Here is an 18,191-nt window from a genome sequence, read left to right as displayed (position 1 = left end):
TTACATCCGCTTTCTTGCGGCACGAAATCTTTCCTTTGCGCATTTCTAACTCTTTTTAAAAATGCTCCTGACGTTGGTGTTGGGTGCATTTGTACGTTTTAGCGGTTATTTTTCTGAATTTATATATGTATACCTACTATCAATTTCCAGACCAAGATCATTAGCTATTTTAAGCACTTGCGTGTACTCATCTTTACTGATCACAACATCATGATCAGCAATATGATCACATAGCGTTTCGAATGCTAATACATTCTCTGAAAACCCAAGATAACCAAGGGCAAAGTCAACTAATGAAGGATCCAGACGATTTTTTAATCCTTCACCAAATTTTCTAATTTCTTCGTTAATATCCATTTCACCCACACTATTTTTTAATAGGCTTTAAAGTTGGAGGAGTCGGATTACTATCCGGAAACGCTGTTACAATTTTCCCACTAGCGGGCTCGTATACCACACGAACTCTGACACCATCTCGTTCTTCCCAAGCAACCCACCTTGCCGGCCTTCCTGCGTTTGTATACGCCCCACCAGTTCCGGTCTGAGCAAACCATTGGGTATCGGGGGAGGTAGCAATGTCTTCTGCCTGGCCCGTACCGATGGCCGGTGCCAGGTTGCGGTTTTTGCGGTTTTCACCGTTTCCTCTGCCACCCGCGCTGCCAGAAAGCGCCACCGTGTAGCTGTTGCCGCTGGTCTGGCTCTCGTTGTGGAAATTACTGAAACCCAGCGTGGTGCAGCGGGAGTGCTAAACGATATCGGCGATGTGCCGGTGATTAGGGGCCTGGAAGGGCATTTTAGGTGAGCCTGACGGCTAAAAGAAGATCCCGGCCCGGTGGCCGGGATCTATTATCTTAGTGAGTCTTTGGCAAATAAAATAACTTTTCAGCAATTATACGATCCAAATCACTATCTCCATTCAAACACATATGATCCGTAGCAACCCAATGTAAATATTGATAAATATCTTCGATTTCTTTTCCCGCGTATAACATCTCACAAATAGGTTGTACATATGCATCATATTCATCACTGGCCTCAATGAGATCATTGATACCTATAGGATCCCATTCTTGTAATAGAACAGATCTAACTTGCTCATATAAAAATCGATCATTCATTTCGTAGGTGCTCCCGGAATTACAGTTACAACATCGCCTGTATTAGTGTTAATTATTACCCGAAGATTGTTGGTTGCATCGTAGTATCCCGTAGTTCCAGGTTTTGTCGGATAAATGTTTCCTGTCTTTATTGTATTTTCTACTGCTGAAGGCGGGACGCCACGCCCCTGCATACGATCAACAGCATGAGCTGAATATGCTCGCTCACCAATTACCGCAGGTGAATTAGAACCTTTGGTATTCATGGGATTACCACTTCTACCTGTAGGATTGTAAGCACCTCTGGAGCCTCCACCTTCAATCAGCGGATTATCGCGGCAGTCCCAAGGACTTTCCGCGCACATCATGCTCTTCAGAGAGTTATTCTCAACCTCCACCTTCGCCGTTTCCGACGCCGTCGCCGCCACAATACCGTGCAGCGCGGCACGGGCTGACGGGTCTTTCTGCTCTTTGACCAGGGACGCCAGAAGAGGGGCAGCACCCGCTGCCGCGCCTGCCTTCAGGTTACCGCCAAGCGCACCCGCCAGTAATCCCGCCGCTGCGCTGCCCTTCGTCCAGAAAGCACTCCCCGGACCGTATTCGGTATTCTGATATTCGGACTGCGTCTTCAGGAATGCCCACTGAAACAGACGCCAGCGTAATCACGATTTGCTACTGGTCTTCAGCCTTGATTCGCACATTGGATGAGCCTGACGCTACACTTTAACAAACTCGAGGAGATATATTATTTTTCATTTAGTTATATACACCTAAAAAACATTGACACTTGGTCCTCATCACACGTAAATCCCTCTTGTGGTGTATCATGAGGCGTACCCTTTGTTGACCAATAGCGAAGATTCGGTATGTTGTCTTCAATTGATTGACGTAATTCAGGGGTCAATCTTCCAGACATCTCAATTACCTGATTCATCTTTGACCATCCAGTAGACACGTTCTCAACGTGATACCCAACTGATAAAGCCAGCGCTACGGCATGTTCGATGTAAGGGGACATAATCATTCTTAATGCTCCAGATCTATCTTATTGATCAATTGTAAATTATCTCGGTAATCCTTGATAAAATATTGCGTTGCGCCTCCCGGGCCAAGTAATGGGTTTTCTTTCACAATACCTGATGGAATTGTAATATCATGGAGTACCTCATAAACACCCATTTGCGGACGATATCCGAATTCAGGATGCGGTGATACCTGCAGGCTCTGGAATATACTTGTTCGACTGTAATTTCCGTTTATGAGCGTATCCAATGAAGTGTAGTAAGACGATTGCCCAGGAATGCCACCGTATACTTTTTGTCCCGCAGGTATAGTTACTCTCTCCCATAAATCAGCAGCATAACCCCACTGAATTTGATCGGATTTAGCGATGTGAATATCAAAATTCGATGATTCTCTACCTGCCTGGCTAGCAGCAATATTGGCTTTTACATTGCTGGCTATTGTCTTCGCTGTTGTCGCTTCAGCAACTGACTTGCCTATCCCTATTGCACCACCAGCTCCGACCCCCCCAGGCACTATCGCCTCTGAAGCCATTATTCCTGCATTGTTGAGACACAGTACCGCATTACTTGTGCAGGCTGCTAATACAGCTTTTGCTGCAGCGGCTATTTCCGGCGAAGCTGCGGCCAGAACACCACCGCCCAATCCCGCCGGGAGCGCCACCATCAACGCTTCCTGCGTAGACAGACCTCTTTGACATGCTGCACCATCAGGATCAGTATTACAGGACATAACATTTTTCGTATGTTCCTGCATGGCTTTTATCTGACCTTCTTCGGTTCCACCGCCTAGTAAATTATTCTCCGCAGTGTTCTTCCCAGCACTGGCCCCAGCCGCCGCACCAGCCGTATTTCCCCCGGCAATCCCGCCAGCTATGCCCGCTGAAACAGACGCCAGCGTGCTCACGGTCTGCCTCTGCTCTTCCGTCAGCGTCGACGGGTCTGTGACCGAATAGAGCTGTCTGGCAATCGCTGTCGCAATCAGTTCGCCGGATGCGGCCCCCACAGCGCCCGCTGCGGCACTGTTTCCCTGAAGGGCGGCGGTTACGCCGCCGAGGATGGCATGGGCAATCGCTTTTGCCGCCGTATCGTCATTAATGCCTGCACGGTGACCGATAATGTACGCCAGCTCCGGTGCTGACGCGCCCGCCAGCGCCCCGCCGATATTGCCGCCCGCCAGTCCCTGCAGCGCTGCCGTGGCCGCCTGGATACCGCGCTGCAGATCGCTGCCGGTACCAAATTTTTCCTGCGTCTCTTTATACTCCGGCGTAGCACGCAGTTTCGCCAGATAGTCCTGGCGATCTTTTTCTGTCGCGTTAGCCGGAATATCACCGTATTTATCCTTTGCCGCCTTCAGCCCGTTAAGATCACCCTGCGTCCTGGCAATATCCGCCACCTGGCTACCAATGTCGCTGATCATCCCAACTGCGTTCAGGCGGTTCTGCTCTTTCTCCTTGTCGAAGATCGGGCTGATGCTGTCGTTGGCATGTTCGGTATCGCGGCTCAGATCGGCCACGTCCTGCTTCTGGTTTGCCTTGTCGCGGATAGTGAGGGAGCCCTCTGCCACGGCGGCCTGCGTGGTGCCTTCCTTATGGCCTTTATTACCCGCAGCGGAGATCATGCCTCCCGGCAGGTTGCCCTGGAATTTATCCCCGAAGCTGCCGCCGCCGCTCAGGCTGATACCGGAGTGCGAGGTTTTAAAGTCCGCTTCGTTGTGGATATCGCTGAAGCCCAGCGTCCCGGTATCGAGGCTGTTTTTGTCCGGCGTGGCGGTAGACGCGATAACTGCGCCATCAAGCTGGGTATGATGCCCCACGGTGATATCGAAGCCGCCGTCCCCGGCATACAGCCCGGTCTGTTCGGCCACCGAATCAAAGCGGCTCTTCATCTTGTCCTGGCTGGCGTTGATATAGCCTGAACCGGACATAGTGCCGAAGGTGAAACTGCCACCCGCCGCAACGCTGGTCTGCTTGCTGTCGTAGTCGCTGTTGTTCTGCTGGCTGCGCATCAGCAGGTCGTGACCAACATCTGCCACGATTTTATTGCCGTTAACCTGAGCGCCATCAAGCACGGTGTCGTGCCCGCTTTTTAGGGTGACGTTTTTGCCGCTGTCGATTGTGGTTTCGGTCCAGTCGGTACCGTTGCCTTTATCCTTGCCGTGCGCGGCGTTAACGTTGGCAAACACGCTGATACCCGCGCCGTTGCCTCCGGCACCGATGCTCACGCCAATGCCGCCACCGCTGCTGCTGTTCTTGCCGCTGGTTTTTTGGGTATTCGCCGCGCCGGACAGCAGAATGTCGTTCTGTGCATCCAGCGTGGTGTCGCCCCCGGCTTTCAGCTGGCTGCCCGCAATCACGATATCGCCGCTGTTTGCACCTTTGTTTTTGCCGTTCGCGGTGATGGAGAGATTGTTGCCTGCGTTCAGCGTGCTGCCTGCCACCGCATCACTCTCAGCATGCTGCTGTGATTTCGACTTCTGGGTCGTCAGCGAGAGGCTCACACCCATTGCGTTCGGGTCGCCGGTGGTTGCCGCCATATCCGCTGCCTGCCCGGCCTGCACGCCGGACAGCACCGTTTTGGTGGCCTGAAGGGCTTTCAGACGGCCATCACTTTGCTCTTTGGTCTCCTGCGCCGCGCTCACGGCATTGTTAATAGCGCTACCGACGGTGCCGGAGAGCGCCACGGTGAGCCCGCTTTTCTTCTGCTCGAAGGTTTCATCCCGGGTGCGCTTGTCGTGCCCCGGCTCGATGATGACGCTGTCGCCGCTGAGGCTTAAATCCTTCCCGGCGATAAGATCCGCCCCGCCGATGTGGGCCTGGTTTCCGGCAGAAATCGCGACGTTACCGCCCGTCGAGCCCACCGTACTAAAGCTCTGGCTCTGGGTGGTGCCCTTCTCACGAAGATCGTGCGTGCTTTTGCTGCTTCCGATGGTGAAACCAATCCCGCCCGAGCCCATCAGGCCGGATTTTTTCTCTTCCTTAAAGCGCCAGGAGGTGTCGCTGTTCGTGGCCGCCACGATATCGACGTTGTTGCCCGCCTTAAGCTGCACATCGCCATCGCCCGCCACGGCGGAGCCGAACACCTGCAGGTTATTGCCCGCCACCACCTGCACGTTATCGCCGCTCAGCAATGAGCCGGATTCACGCGTCGCGATGTCCTCCTCGATGGTGTGGGTGGTTTTCTTGCTCAGGAAACCTTTTTTGGTTTTGGTCTGCTCTTTGTAGTGATAATCGCTCTCGGTTGCGGTATTGAGATTGACGTCGCGGCCTGCCGCCACGCCGATATCGCCCTTCGCCGTCACCTGCGCGGCTTCGGTGGTGACATCACGTCCGGCGAGGATTTGGGTATTCGCCCCGCTGGCGATCTCGGTTCCCTGCTGACGCACCGATTCGTTAATAACAGTTTTCTTGCCTGACCTATAGCTGTCGCCCTGCGTGGTCTCTTCCGCAGCCAGATTCACGTCGCGACCCGCCTGCAGCCCGACGCTTTTCTCCGCCGCCAGCGCGGCGGCCTGAGCGTTGATATCCTGCCCGGCCTTCAGGACCAGGTTATCGCCTGCGGAAATCGTGGTGCGGTCGATCCCGGCGCTGTGGGATTCCTTCTGCATCAAACGATCATTATTGTTGGATAGTTCAGAGTTCAGGTTAATATTTTTTCCTGCACTCAAAGTGACACTACCACCACTATTTAGATCGCTGGCATTAATATTAACGTCGTTCCTGGCATACGTGATAACGTCGCCTCCGGCGTTAACAACACTGCTTTGCCAATATACTGAACTACGGCTAATATTCGATTGACTTGATGCAAGCTCATTTCTAACTAAGTTTGCATTGACGGAAACATCGCCCCAAGCATTAAGTAAAATGTCACCACCAGATTCAAGCTTGGCTCCCGTGAGCGTAATGTTCTTTCCTGAATCAAACTTCAGCATCTCTTGGGCGGTGATTGTAGATAATTCACCTACCTCTGTATGACTGCTAGTAAGAGAGCCATACTTATCATTTACATTTCTATTTATTTGATCCAAGAGAGTTATATTATTGATATCGCCATTTACAGTTTCTAGCGCTACTGTTTTCCCGCGAATAGCAGAACCAATATTATTAATATCACCGATTGCGCTAAGATTAAGTTCTCCACCCGCTTTTATCAGTGATGCGTTTAAATTACTTATGCTATTTTGGCTATCAAGATTCAGATTACTAGCAGCAAGTAATGAACCGCCACTATTAATTATGTCGCCACCCTTTAAAGTGACATTGTTACCCGCAATCACGCTGCCGTTATTGACGGTGACGTCCTTCGGCGACAGGTAGAGTTTCGGCACCATCACCGTTTCGCCGTTGACGGTGGCTTTCTCCCACCACAGCAGGCTGTGGTCGAGCGCGGCAATCTGATCGGCGGTCAGCGAGACGCCAAACTGCAGGCCAAGCGAATGCTGCGCCGACGCGGCATTGTCCATCAGGTAGCGCATCTGATCCAGATCGGAGCCGATGCCGTTCAGATAGCGGTTACCGGTCTGGTTGAGCATCACATTGGAGACATAGCGGGTATCGAACGCCGCATCGCCGAGGAAACGGTAGTCGTAATCCGGGTTCAGGTTGAGGCGGCCGAGCATATAGGATGAACCGAGGAACTGCTTCTCGTCGGTAAACGCCAACCGCGTCTCTTGTGGCGCCGTGGACGACGGTTTGACCCCGAGCATTGCGTTCAGGTCGGCAAACAGGGCCGGATCAAGCTGCCCGAGACCGTTCAGTTTCGGGTTGATGCTGATTAGGTACGGGCTTTTCGGGTTGTCGGAGAAGACAAAATAGCCGTTGTTGCCCGACGGCAGCGGGTAAGCGCTGGTATCAACGCGCTGGCCCTGATAATGCCCGCTGGCGCTGCCTTTGATGGGGCTGAGTTCAGCGGTGATAATCCCCGCCTCCGTCAGCGCCCCCAGTTTTCCGAGGTTAGCGTTACCCTTCTGCGTAGTGGAAATCATACTGAGTGATGCATTTTCAGGTCTATTCGTTTCGATCGCACCACTACCATTGAACTGTATTAAGCTATCCTGTAACTGATCTTGCCAATCTGGCATCGCAGTCATATTATTTTCTACAGAAACAAGATCTAACGCTTTTGAAGTTGCAGGTGTACTGAGTAAATCAATCGATTGCAGAGTAGGTGGCGTGAAAGTAGGTGAAATTGTTCCTCGAACATCTGTCGAATCACTATTATTAGTAACACTGCCAAAATTAAGCACAACATTTCCATTACCCTGTAGTACTCCTCTTAAAGAGGAAGATAAATCTGTTCTATATTCTTCGGTTGGATGGTAGGCAAGCGAGCCGTATAAGTCAGGTATATTATAAAGCGGTGTATCGCTAAAGGTAATACCTAACTTTTCAATATAAACAGGATCAATTGCGTTATTAGAAAGTAACCCAGCATCGGGTGTAAAACGCTGATAAACCGTCTGAACCCCAGACTGATATGATTGATTATTAAGAACTTTACCGAAGATCGAAACATCTCGCCCTGCCAGTATATAGCTACCCAAGTTATCTAAAGTTCCTATCTCTCCATTGATATCTCGGCCAGAAACTATGCGCCCAGCATTTCCAGTCACTACTGTTGAATAGGTGATTTTTGAAACAGCAATTTCTTTGTCTTTTGTAGGATTGACCAAGACAAAATATGAATATGGTTTTGCTTTTTCTTCCTGCATTCCAAAGTCGAGTGGTTTACTTACATTGACATACCTAACTTCATCTGCAGAAAAAAAAGATAATGGGATATTAACAGTACCAGGAATACTCCAGGCGTATTCCGGGAAGGTATTCTTTATATCTTCTTTCTGAGTTTCGCCCTTGGTAATACTTAGCCATTGGTTGATTAAGCGTTCAGTTTTAACCGTAATATTCCCATCCTGCGTCTCAATATTCCCCGACGTATTCACCACCTGGCTGTTCGCATTCCCCGCCGCATCCCGCTGCATCCACAGGTTGTTCCCCGCCATGATGTCGCCGCGCTGGTTGGTGATGCTGTCGGCAAACAGCGCCAGGTTATTCGCCGCGTACAGCAGCGCGGTATTAACGATGGAGCCCGGCGCGCTGAGGGTCAGCGAGCCGCGCGTGCCGGTGAAGCCGTCGACGGTAATATTGCCCCTACTGGCAATCGTGATGTCGCCCCCGCCCTGCACCGCGCCCGCGGCGTTCAGCGCCACGCTGCTGCCGGAGAGCGTGCTGGTGCCGCCGCCGGTGGTGATTTGTCCGTTGTTGCTGAGCTGCCCGCCCGCGCTGAGGTTGACCGCCTGCCCCTGCAGCACGCTGCGGTTATCGATGTCGCCGCCGCTGCTGATGGTCAGAGTTCTGCCTGCCGCCACGGCGGTCCGGCTGGTAAACGCGTTCGTCAGCTGCAGCGTTAAATCCCCCAGGGACACCAGTTGGCCGGTGAGATCCAGCCCCCGGCTCTGCAGCCACAGGTTGCCGCCGCTCAGCAGCCTGCCGCCCGCGCTCTGGGTCACCTGGTCGGCATTAATGTTCAGCTGCGCGTTGCCGAGCAGCGTGCCGCTGTTGTTCAGCTGGCCGTAGTTAACCGTCAGCTGTCCCGCCTGGGTGGTGCCCTGGCTGGCAAGCGCGGTGCCGGTCAGCGTGGCCCGGTCGGCCACCCACGTGCCGCCGTTGACGGCGTTTGCCGCATTGAGTATCAGGTCGGTGGCCTGCAGCCAGCCGGTGCCGGTGAACTGCGGCGTGCCGAGCGTCAGGCGCGCGCCGGACAGGAGCCTGCCGTCGTTACGCGCCTGCGAGGAGGCGGTCACGCGCGTCTCGCCGCCGCCCTGAATCAGGCCGTAGTTAAACAGCGCGGGCGTGGTCAGCGTCAGGCCATCGCGGCTGACGATTTCGCCCCCGCTGTTATTGGTCAGCGTCCCGCTGAGGGCCAGCGTCGCGCCGTTATCGCCCTGCAGTCGTCCGCCGTTGGTGAGCGCCCCGGTGGTGATGTCGAGCGTGCTCCCCTGCATTTTGCCGTCGCTGGTGACGGAGGCCGCCGTGATGTTCAGCGCCCCGCCGGAGAGCAGGGTCCCGGTCGACTGCTGGCTGACCGCGCCGGTCTGGCTGAGGGTCAGGCCATTCACCCCGCTGATGGCACCGCTGTTGCTGAGCGTGCCGCCGGTCAGCGTCAGGTTTTTCGCCGCCCACTGCCCCTGGTTCGCCAGCGTGGCGGCCTGCAGCGTTGCCGCACCCAGCGCGGTAATCTTACTTCCCGCGGTCCCGGTGAGCGCGTCGGCCAGCGTCATCTGCAGCGCGTCGGCGCTCTGCACCGCGCCGCTGTTGGTGAGAGACTGGGCGTTAAGCACAATGTTCTGTGCCTGCCAGCTTCCGGCGTTGGTCACCGCGCCGGACGCAATCGTCAGGGTGCCCTGGGTGAGCAATTTTCCGCCTGCGCCGTTAATCAGCGCCTGCTGCGGTGCGGCCATCGCCATGCGCGCCATCAGCCGCTGCTGCCCCTGAACGGTCAGGCTCTGCAGGCCGGTCAGGGTGCCCTGGTTGTTAATGCTGCCCTGACGCAGCGCGAGGGTGCGCCCCTGCACGGTGCCGCTGTTTGTAAGCGTGCTGCCGCCGAGCGCCACATCGCCCTCGCTGAGGAGCTGCCCGCGGTTATCCAGCGTCTGTGCGGTGATGTCCGCCCCGCCCTGGCTCATCAGCGAGCCGGTTGAGGTCAGCGTGCCGCCGGTCGTGGCCGTCAGCGCCCCCTGGCTGAGCAGGGACCCGCCGTGCGTCCAGTCGGTGGCGCGGACGTCTGCACCGTTCCCCTGCAGCGTGCCCTGGGTGGTCAGCTGGCCAGCGTCCAGCGTCAGCAAGCCGCCGGAGAGGGTGCGCGAGGTCGCGCCCGTGGTCAGCGTGGTGCCGGTGAGCGCCAGGCCGTTCGTTCCCTGCATCAGCCCGCCGTTGTTCATATCGCGGGCAGTGAGGGACAGCGTGCCGCCGGTGATGCGCCCCGGGTTCGCCAGGGTGTCCGCGGTGAAGGTGGTTGTGCCGCCGCTCTGCAGCAGCCCGGTATTGGTTAACGCCCCGCTGAGCGTGCCGCCAAGTCCCGACTGCCCGTTCACCGTGCCGCTGTTGGTGAGGGTGATGCCGGTCATGCCCAGCGTCGCGCCCTGCAGCGTACCGGCGTTGGTCAGCTGTCCGCCTTTCAGCGTGAAGCCGCCGCCGGAGAGCCATTTACCGTTCAGCTCGTTGATAAAGCGGTCGGCGGTGGCGTTAACCGCGTTGCTGCCCTGCATCAGACCGCTGTTACGCAGTTCCGCCGCGCCTGCGGTCAGCGTTTTACCCGCCACCGTGCCGCTGCTGGTCAGCGTCGTCGCGTTAAGCGCGGCATCGTCGGTGGCAACGAGGTTCCCTGTATTTGTCAGGGTGTTGCTCAGGCCAAGATCCAGGCTCTGCGCCTGAATATCGCCCCGGTTCGTCAGGTCGCTGCCCCTGAGGGTGAATCCGCCATTCACCAGCAGCAGACCGGCGTTATCGAGCGTGTCCAGGGACACATTCAGGTCGCTGCCGCTCACCAGCTGCCCGGTGGCGCCGTTGCTCAGGGCGCGGGTGGTCAGCGCCAGCGTGTCGTTACCCTGCAGAATACCGGTGTTGCTCAGCTGCGCGGCGTTCACCGCCAGCGACTTCCCGGCCAGCTGGCCGTCGTTAAACAGCTGCGCCGCCGTCAGCGTGAACAGGTTCTGGCTGAGCAGGGATCCTTTGTTATCGAGCCTGCCGGTCGCGGCAAGCGTCAGGGCGTCCAGCGCCTGAACGCTGCCCTGGTTATTCAGGCTCCCGGCATCCAGCGTCGCACTGCGCCCCTGCAGGCTGCCCGCGTTGCTGAGGGTTTGTCCGCTCAGGGTCAGGGCCTCGCCGCCCGTCACCTGGCCCTGAGCCTGGTTCGCGAAGGTGTTGCCGGACCAGGCCAGCGCGCTGCTCCCCTGAAGCAGGCCGCTGTTCTGCAGGTCGCCCCGCAGGGTCAGCACTTTCGCCAGCAGCTGGCCACGGTTATCGGTCCTGCCGGCCTGGACGTCCAGCGCCTGCTGGCTGAGCACCTTGCCGCTGTTGGTCAGCGTGCCGGTCACCGCCGCAGTGATACCCGCTTCACCCAGCGCATTGCCGGTGTTGTTCCACTCGCCGGTGGCCAGGTTCAGGGTGTTGCCCTGCAGCAGGCCGGCGTTGTTCAGGGTGGTGTGGTGCAGGTCGAGTGCACCGCCGGAGAGCAGCATGCCTCCCTGCAGGTTGCTGAGCTGTACCCCGGTCGCCGTCAGGGAATGCGTTCCCTGCAGCGTGCCGCCGTTGGTCACCGACGCGCTGTTAAACTGCGCGTCGGTACCGGCCATCAGCCCGCTGTTCGTCAGGCTGGCGGCGGTCAGCGTCAGGCCGTCCCGGGCAATCACCCGGCCACCGGCCTCGTTGCTGACCTGACGGGTCAGGTTCAGCAGCAGCGCGGTGGCGCTGAGCTCGCCGCTGCTGGCAAGCGTATCGCCGTTAAGCGTCAGCGTTCCGCTGCTGCGCAGCGCGCCGCGGTTACTGAGGTCTGCCACGTCAAGCGTCAGGGCCGCGTCCCCCTCAACGGTACCCTGGTTCTCCAGGCTGTCCGCCGTGATGTGCAGGTCGCTGGCCGCTATATTGCCCGCGTTAGCAAGCGTGGTGCCGTTCAGCGTGAGGCGGTCGTCCGCCAGCAGGCGTCCGGTATCGGTGTTGGTCAGGCTGAGGTACTCACCGCTCAGGCTGACGCCGTTGATTTCACCCTGGTTTGTCAGCGTGTCGCCTTTAATGCGCAGCGTGCCGTCGGTGGTGATAAGCCCGCTGTTGGCCAGCACCGGAACGTTCAGCGTTAAATCCTGCGCGCTGTAGACAGACCCGCCCGCGAGGTTCGTGAGTGACCCGGTCTTCAGGCCGAGCAGGGTGGTCCCCTGCAGCAGCCCGCCGTTCTCCACCGAGGCAGCGTCCAGCGAGAGCGTACCGGCAACCAGAGAGCCGCTGCTGGTGATGCGCCCGGGGGCCGTCAGGGTCATGCGGTCCGCTTTTGCGGCGCCGGACTGGAGGATGTTCTGACCGCCGAGCGTGATGGCGCCGGCGGTAAGCTCCCCGCTACTGGTCAGGTCGCCGGTCGCGTTAAAGCTCAGCGTGTCACCGGTGGATTTCCCGGCGTGCGCAATCGTGCCCGCCGTCACCGACAGGGCGCCTTTCGCCGCCTGGGTGCCGTTCAGCGCGGCATTCTGCGCCTGCAGGGTGAGCCCCTGCCCGCTCTGCAGGTGCGCATCCCGGCCGGTGGTCAGGTCGCCAGCGCTGACGGTTAATGCTCCCGCCGCGTCCGTCTGCCCGTTCAGGCTGGCGCTGCGGGTCGCGGTAATCTGTACGTTGCCCTGGCTGGTGGTGCGGGACGCCTGACCGCTGGTCAGGGTACCGGCCTGCGCCGTCAGCGCCGTCGCGCCGGACAGGGTGCCGTTCTGCTCAAGCGTGCCTGCGGTCACGTTCATCGCGCCGTCAGCCAGCAGGCTGCCGCCGTTACGCAGGGTCTGCTGCGCCGTGACGTCCGCATTGCCTTTCGCGCTCAGCATGCCCCGCTGCTCCAGGGTTACGGCGCTTAACGCCAGGCTGCCGCCGCTCTGCAGGGTGCCATTGTTGGTCACCGTCTGGCCCTTCAGGGTGACGTCGTTGCCCTGCGCCGTGCCGCCGTTCGTCAGGTCTCCGGCGTTCACGTCCAGATGGCCTTTCGCCGCCAGTTGGCCGCCGTTTGACACCCTGTCGCCGGAGAGCGCAATGTCGCGCCCCGCATTCACCTGCCCCTGGTTACTGACTGTGCTGCCCGTCAGGCGGATATCTGCCGCGGCATCGGCCCGGCTCTGGCCGTCCAGCACCAGCTGCCCGCCGCTCAGCGTCAGGCTCTCCCCTGCCGAGACCGCACTGCCCGTGGATGTCAGCGTGCCGCCGCCGGTCAGCGTCGTGCGGGAATCGCTTCCGCTGCGGGTATTCGTCAGCGTGATATCCTTCCCGGCCGCCACGCTGAGCGCGCCCTTGCTGGTGACGCTGCCGCCGCGCTGCGTCAGGCTGCCGCCGGTGGACAGCGTGGTGTCGGCCTGGCCTGTCAGCGTCGCATCCGAAAGTGCCACTCCCTGCCCGCCTGCGACGGTCAGCGCCCCGCCCTGTGCCGACACGCCGCCGCCGTTGACGGTCAGGGTGCCTTTGCTGTTCAGCGTCGCCGCGCCGCGGGAGATGAGGGAGGTGTTGCTGAGCGTCATCGCCTGCCCGCTGCTGACCGCCAGCGCGCCCGCACTGTTTGTCCCGCCGCCCGTCGTCTGCACTTTCCCCGCAGCGGAAAGGCGCATATCGCCCTGGCTGGCGAGCGTGCTGTTATTGAGTTCCACATCCTGCGAGCTGGCCACATTCAGTGCGCCACCGGCCTGATGGCTGCCGCTGAGGGCCACCCCCGCGCCATTCGCGCTAATCGAGCCGCTGGCCAGGCTGTTCGTGACCGTCAGTTTGCCGCCCGCATCCAGCTGAATATCGCCCTGGCGCGCGGTGAGGTTGCCGAGGTTCACCCCCACGCCCGTCTCGCTGGAGACCAGGCGGATACGGTTGGCATACATCCCGCCGAGCGCGCCGGTATCCACCGCCACCACGGGCGCGGCGCCCTCACCGGTAATCGGCTTAACGCTGCCGTCTGCGCCCACGCGGTTCGCCCCTGCCGTCACCGTCAGGTCGTTTGCGTGTATCGCGGCGTTCACTTCCGTTGCGCGCGCAATAATCGACAGCGCGTCGCTCTTGCTGGCGTCCAGCCCCTGGCCTTCGACCGTGATGGCCCCTTTCGTGACATCCAGCGCCAGCAGGTTACCGCTGGCGTCAAACTGCGGCTTGCCGGTTGTCAGGGTGACGTTCGGGGTGTTGATAAATCCGCAACCGTTACAGGTGATCCCGTACGGGTTGGCCACCATGACGTTTGCCGCCTTACCGGCGACTTCCGTATAGCCCTGCAGCTGCGAGCGGCTGGCGCCCGTGACTTCGTTGATGATGCCTTTCGCTTCCCGCCCGGCCTGCAGGTTGGGGTTATTCTGGATAAGCCCGCCCAGTTGGGTCTGGGTTAAGCGGTCGGTGCCGTTGTTGAGGATAAGCCCCTCTTTGCCGACGTTATACTCACCGAACTGGTTATGCGAAATGCCCGCCCCGTTCGGCGTGGCAATGTTGACAACCGGCACCCCGTTCCCCGCCCGATCGACCGTGGTCTGCCCGGTCGGCGTAAGCGCCGCCGCAACGGCAGGTGCCATCGGCTGCCAGACCATCAGGCCGCAGACAATCCAGCTGATCAGACGCTGCGAGAAACGAACGGGTGGGTGACGGGTATCCATAGTCGTAGAGTCTCTTAAAGCATGAAGGCAATGCGCCAGTTAACGCTCACATGATCCGGGCCGAGCCAGTCGGGGTAGTGCAGGGGCGTACCGACCGAAATCTGGCTGCTGTACCAGCGCCCTGCGCTGCTCAGCCCCACCGAGCCTCCCCATAACGTGCCGGAGGCAAAGCGGTCCTGGCGATCTTTTTCCAGCCAGCCGCCGTCAACGGCGACCGTTGCGCTCACCGCGCCAATCACCGGGAGGGTGAAGAGGGAATACCCCAGCTCGTTACGCCAGTAGCCGCCGTTATCCCCGGACAGGTACTGTTCTTTAAAACCGCGCACGGAGCTTTCGCCGCCGAGCGTCAGGCGTTCGGAGCCGTACAGCCGGTCGGGCGACCACTGGCCGTAGGCGCTGGTCAGCCACCATGCGTTACGGGCGACAGGACGCTGGAAGCTGGCGTTCAGGCTCCATTTGCGGAATTCCGCGCGCGGCATATCCCCGGATTTGTTTTCGTCGGTTTCGGCATTGAACCATGGCATGCCGTGGCTCCAGGTCGGGTTGAAGGTCGCCACGCCGCCCAGCATTTTTTGCGTGTGGGTAATCCCCAGGACCAGGCTGGAGAGGTTGCGCGTGCTGCTCTGCAGCGGCGCGTCGTTGAGCCAGTTGCGGCTGGAGCGCTGAACCACGCCTGCCACAATGCCGGTTTTCACATCCCCGTTGCGGAAAACCACCCATGACGCGTTAAGGCGGTGGGTTTTGGTATCGCCCGTGGAGAGCCAGTTGAATCCCTGGTTATTGATGGTGGTTCGGTAGTTGCTCCAGGCGTAGCTGTAGTCCAGCAGGCCGTAGCCAAACGGCACGCTGACGCCCGCCTGGAAATTCTGTGCATCGTACGCGCTGGCAAAATCACTGCTGCGCCCGCCGCTGACAAACCATTTATCCGCCAGCCCCAGCATATTATTGGCGGTGAGCACGCCGTTAAGCTGGTTTTCACCGGTGCTCTTCTGCCCGCTATTATCCAGGCTTACGGATGCACTTAACGGAAATTCCGGTTTAGCCGTGAGATTAACGATGGAATATCCGGCCTGCGTTCCCGGAAGAATTTCAATCTGAACCGGTTCGGCGCGCAAACGGTTAATTTGCTCCATACCCTGTTCGATATCGCGTAAATTAAGGATACCGCCCACCCGTCCCGGAAACGCCATTTTCAGCATGCGCGGCGTTTCGCCTTCCAGACGGATCGCTTCCAGCCGCCCTTCCAGCACAACAATATTCAGCTGACCGCCGGAGAGATCCTGCTCGGTGAGAAAGGCGCGGCTGGTGATATATCCGCGGCTGATATACCAGTCAGAAATATGGGCGAGAAGTTCCGTTATTTTCGCCATATCCAGACACCGGCCCTGCCACGGCGCAACAAGGGCCTGCCGGGTTTTCGGGGGGATTAAGGTCGCGCCGGAAAGGGTAATGGTATTAATGGTGAAACAGGGCCCGGTGCCGGTAACGGGCAGCGGTCTGGCGGGTTCGGGCAGGGGAATACTCCGCTCGATTTCTTCACGCTGTTGCTGGTTCTGGAGCAAAAGCTGCTGCTGTTGCTGTTGAATGGCATCGCGATCGGCTGGCGACAGCGGCGCAGCGTGAGCGCTTGCTGAAAATAGCGCACCCAGGAACATAGCAATAGCATAATTTCTTAATGAAATTATTTTGTTTTTTATTTTAGACGTGTTCATCCATGCCACATAATTAAGACGCAATTATAATTTGTACAATATAAGAGCATTCTTAAGGCGAGTATATCTAATTTAAGTTATGGCATCTTAAAAAAGAGTATTTTAGAAACGGACGAAGTCATTTAACAAAAAATAAGAAATGTTTAACCAACCCTTAAATCTTAAGTTAGCTGTCATACATTAAATATGCAGACGAAACGTTTTTCGCCACTCAGCAGGGCTCACCCCAAAACGCGCCTTAAACTGCTGTCGCCAGGTGACGGCGGAATTAAATCCCACCAGCTCGGCCACGCGTTCAATCGGCATATTTCCGGCTTCAAGCAGGATCTGGCTGCGCCGCAGGCGCTCGGCGGTAAGCCAGTCAGCGACGCTCATTCCCGTGGCTTTAGTAAAATGACGGGTCAGCGTGCGGCGGCTCATCGAAACCACCTCCGCCAGCGAGTCCAGGCTATGCGGTTCGGTGATGTGCTGCTGTAGGTAGTCGATCAGGCAGTTAATGCGTCCGTCGCGGGTATCTTTGGGTACCGGCTGGGCGATGAACTGCGCCTGCCCGCCCTCGCGGTGGGGCGGTACAATCATCCGACGGGCAATCTGGTTGGCGACCACGCTGCCAAAGCGCTGGCGAATGATATACAGGCAGCAGTCCAGCGCCGCCGCGGTTCCGGCAGAGGTGATGATATTGCCGTCATCCACGTAGAGCGCATTGATATCCAGCTGGACATTCGGAAAGAGCGACTGAAACTGATGTTCAAACTCCCAGTGGGTGGCCGCACGTTTGCCGTCGAGGATCCCCGCATAGGCCAGCACAAATGACCCCAGACACAGCCCAACGATTTCCGCGCCGTTGTCTCTCGCCTGCACCAGGCTGTCGAGCAGCGTCTGGGGCGGGCGTTCAAGGACGTGCTGCCAGTAGGGAACGACGACGATATCGGCCTGACCAATGGCGGTGTAGTCCTGCGTGGCGTTGAGGGCGAACCCGTCTTTTGAGGTGAGGAACCCCGGCGTTTCGGCGCAGATCGTCACGTTAAAGCGCTTTTCGCCGGAGACCGAATCGCCAAACAGAATGCAGGGAACGGAGTAGTGGAACGGGCTGAACCCGTCTACCGCGACAATCGCGACGTTGATTAGCGACATCTGTCTCTCCTTTCCCTTTAACGCACTCAGAATATAACGGTTTCGCCATCCTGGGGAATGGTCACTGCATCACTCACCTGATTGGCTTCAACGTACTCACGCAGCGCGCTGCGGGTTAACAGGCAGTGGTTAATCGCCTCCATGTGGCTCGCCACAATGTTGGCCTGCGGCAGCAGGAAATGAACGTTGAGCACGTCCTCCTGCCCCATAATAATGGGCCCAAAACCAATGACGTGGGCATAGCCAGCGTTCAGCACCACCACGTCCGGCTGGTGCTTTTGCAGATCGGCCGCCACCTCGTCTCGCCAGACGGTATCCCCGGCAAGATAGAGCGTCTTCTCATCGGGATGACGCAGCACCACGCCACAGGCCTCGCCCAGCCGCTCCGCCAGCTCCGGCACGGCGTAAGCGCGATCGGTCCCGTGCTGTCCGCCCTGGGTTTTCGTAATCTGAATATCGCCGAAGAAGGTCGCGTCGGTCATGACCGTCAGGTTGCTAAACCCCTGGCTGCGCAGCAGCGCGGCGTCACGGTCGTTTTGCACGTAGATCGGTTTGTCTTTGGCGATCAGCTCCGCCGCGGCGCGATCCCAGTGATCGTCATGGGTATGGGTGACGATCACCGCGTCGGCGTCCAGCAGCGTATTGACGTCAACCGGGAGTTCGACAGTCGGGTTACGGCGTTCGGCATGCGCCGTGCCGGGAAAGCCCGGATAAGCGCCCTTCGGGGCCAGCATCGGGTCAATTAAAAGACGTTTTCCGGCGTAGGAAATCAGTTGGGTGGCGTTGCGAATATGGGTAATGTTCATGGGCTATCCTCCGGTTGGTGTGATAAGGAGGATAGCCATCCGTCACTATTGGCGCT

General features: G+C 58.1%; 7 protein-coding genes and 1 pseudogene. All 8 read right to left on the bottom strand.

The features are described from left to right. Positions 1-105 precede the first annotated feature (105 nt). Positions 106-357, bottom strand: coding sequence for a MafI family immunity protein (locus tag GVO84_RS00315; RefSeq protein WP_159515218.1), 252 nt, complete (start codon positions 355-357; stop codon positions 106-108). 494 nt (positions 358-851) lie between these two features. Beyond that, positions 852-1,118 (bottom strand): hypothetical protein, encoded by a 267-nt coding sequence (locus GVO84_RS00310; RefSeq protein WP_094935933.1) that lies wholly within the window; start codon positions 1,116-1,118, stop codon positions 852-854. After that, positions 1,115-1,363 carry a DUF4258 domain-containing protein gene (locus GVO84_RS00305; RefSeq protein ID WP_159515217.1) on the bottom strand — a complete coding sequence of 83 codons (249 nt, stop codon included), beginning with the start codon at positions 1,361-1,363 and terminating at the stop codon, positions 1,115-1,117. The genes GVO84_RS00310 and GVO84_RS00305 overlap by 4 nt, the downstream gene beginning before the upstream one ends. Positions 1,364-2,123: 760 nt before the next feature. Then, positions 2,124-12,617 carry a hemagglutinin repeat-containing protein gene (locus GVO84_RS00300; protein WP_370686482.1) on the bottom strand — a complete coding sequence of 3,498 codons (10,494 nt, stop codon included), beginning with the start codon at positions 12,615-12,617 and terminating at the stop codon, positions 2,124-2,126. Positions 12,618-13,673: 1,056 nt separating this feature from the next. Continuing rightward, positions 13,674-14,402 (bottom strand): annotated as a pseudogene (locus GVO84_RS00295) (filamentous hemagglutinin N-terminal domain-containing protein); the annotation flags it as partial. A 95-nt stretch (positions 14,403-14,497) separates the two neighbouring features. After that, positions 14,498-16,138: a ShlB/FhaC/HecB family hemolysin secretion/activation protein gene (locus GVO84_RS00290; RefSeq protein ID WP_159515215.1), complete on the bottom strand. Its 1,641-nt coding sequence runs from the start codon at positions 16,136-16,138 to the stop codon at positions 14,498-14,500. Between the two features lie 237 nt (positions 16,139-16,375). Further along, a complete protein-coding gene (locus tag GVO84_RS00285; RefSeq protein ID WP_159515214.1) occupies positions 16,376-17,329 on the bottom strand; it encodes a GlxA family transcriptional regulator in 954 nt (317 codons plus the stop codon). Between the two features lie 26 nt (positions 17,330-17,355). Next, positions 17,356-18,135: an MBL fold metallo-hydrolase gene (locus tag GVO84_RS00280; RefSeq protein WP_121426060.1), complete on the bottom strand. Its 780-nt coding sequence runs from the start codon at positions 18,133-18,135 to the stop codon at positions 17,356-17,358. Between the last annotated feature and the right edge of the window lie 56 nt (positions 18,136-18,191).

Source organism: Enterobacter sp. SM3 (assembly GCF_009811935.2).
GTDB lineage: Bacteria > Pseudomonadota > Gammaproteobacteria > Enterobacterales > Enterobacteriaceae > Enterobacter > Enterobacter asburiae_D.
This window is presented reverse-complemented; position numbering and strand designations above follow the sequence as displayed.

Excerpts from the sequence above, each read along its gene's own strand:
- GVO84_RS00310 (WP_094935933.1), bottom strand. The coding sequence starts at position 1,118 with ATGAATGATCGATTTTTATATGAGCAAGTTAGATCTGTTCTATTACAA.
- GVO84_RS00285 (WP_159515214.1), bottom strand. The coding sequence starts at position 17,329 with ATGTCGCTAATCAACGTCGCGATTGTCGCGGTAGACGGGTTCAGCCCG.
- GVO84_RS00290 (WP_159515215.1), bottom strand. The coding sequence starts at position 16,138 with ATGTTCCTGGGTGCGCTATTTTCAGCAAGCGCTCACGCTGCGCCGCTG.
- GVO84_RS00305 (WP_159515217.1), bottom strand. The coding sequence starts at position 1,363 with ATGAATACCAAAGGTTCTAATTCACCTGCGGTAATTGGTGAGCGAGCA.
- GVO84_RS00280 (WP_121426060.1), bottom strand. The coding sequence starts at position 18,135 with ATGAACATTACCCATATTCGCAACGCCACCCAACTGATTTCCTACGCC.
- GVO84_RS00315 (WP_159515218.1), bottom strand. The coding sequence starts at position 357 with ATGGATATTAACGAAGAAATTAGAAAATTTGGTGAAGGATTAAAAAAT.
- GVO84_RS00300 (WP_370686482.1), bottom strand. The coding sequence starts at position 12,617 with ATGAACGTGACCGCAGGCACGCTTGAGCAGAACGGCACCCTGTCCGGC.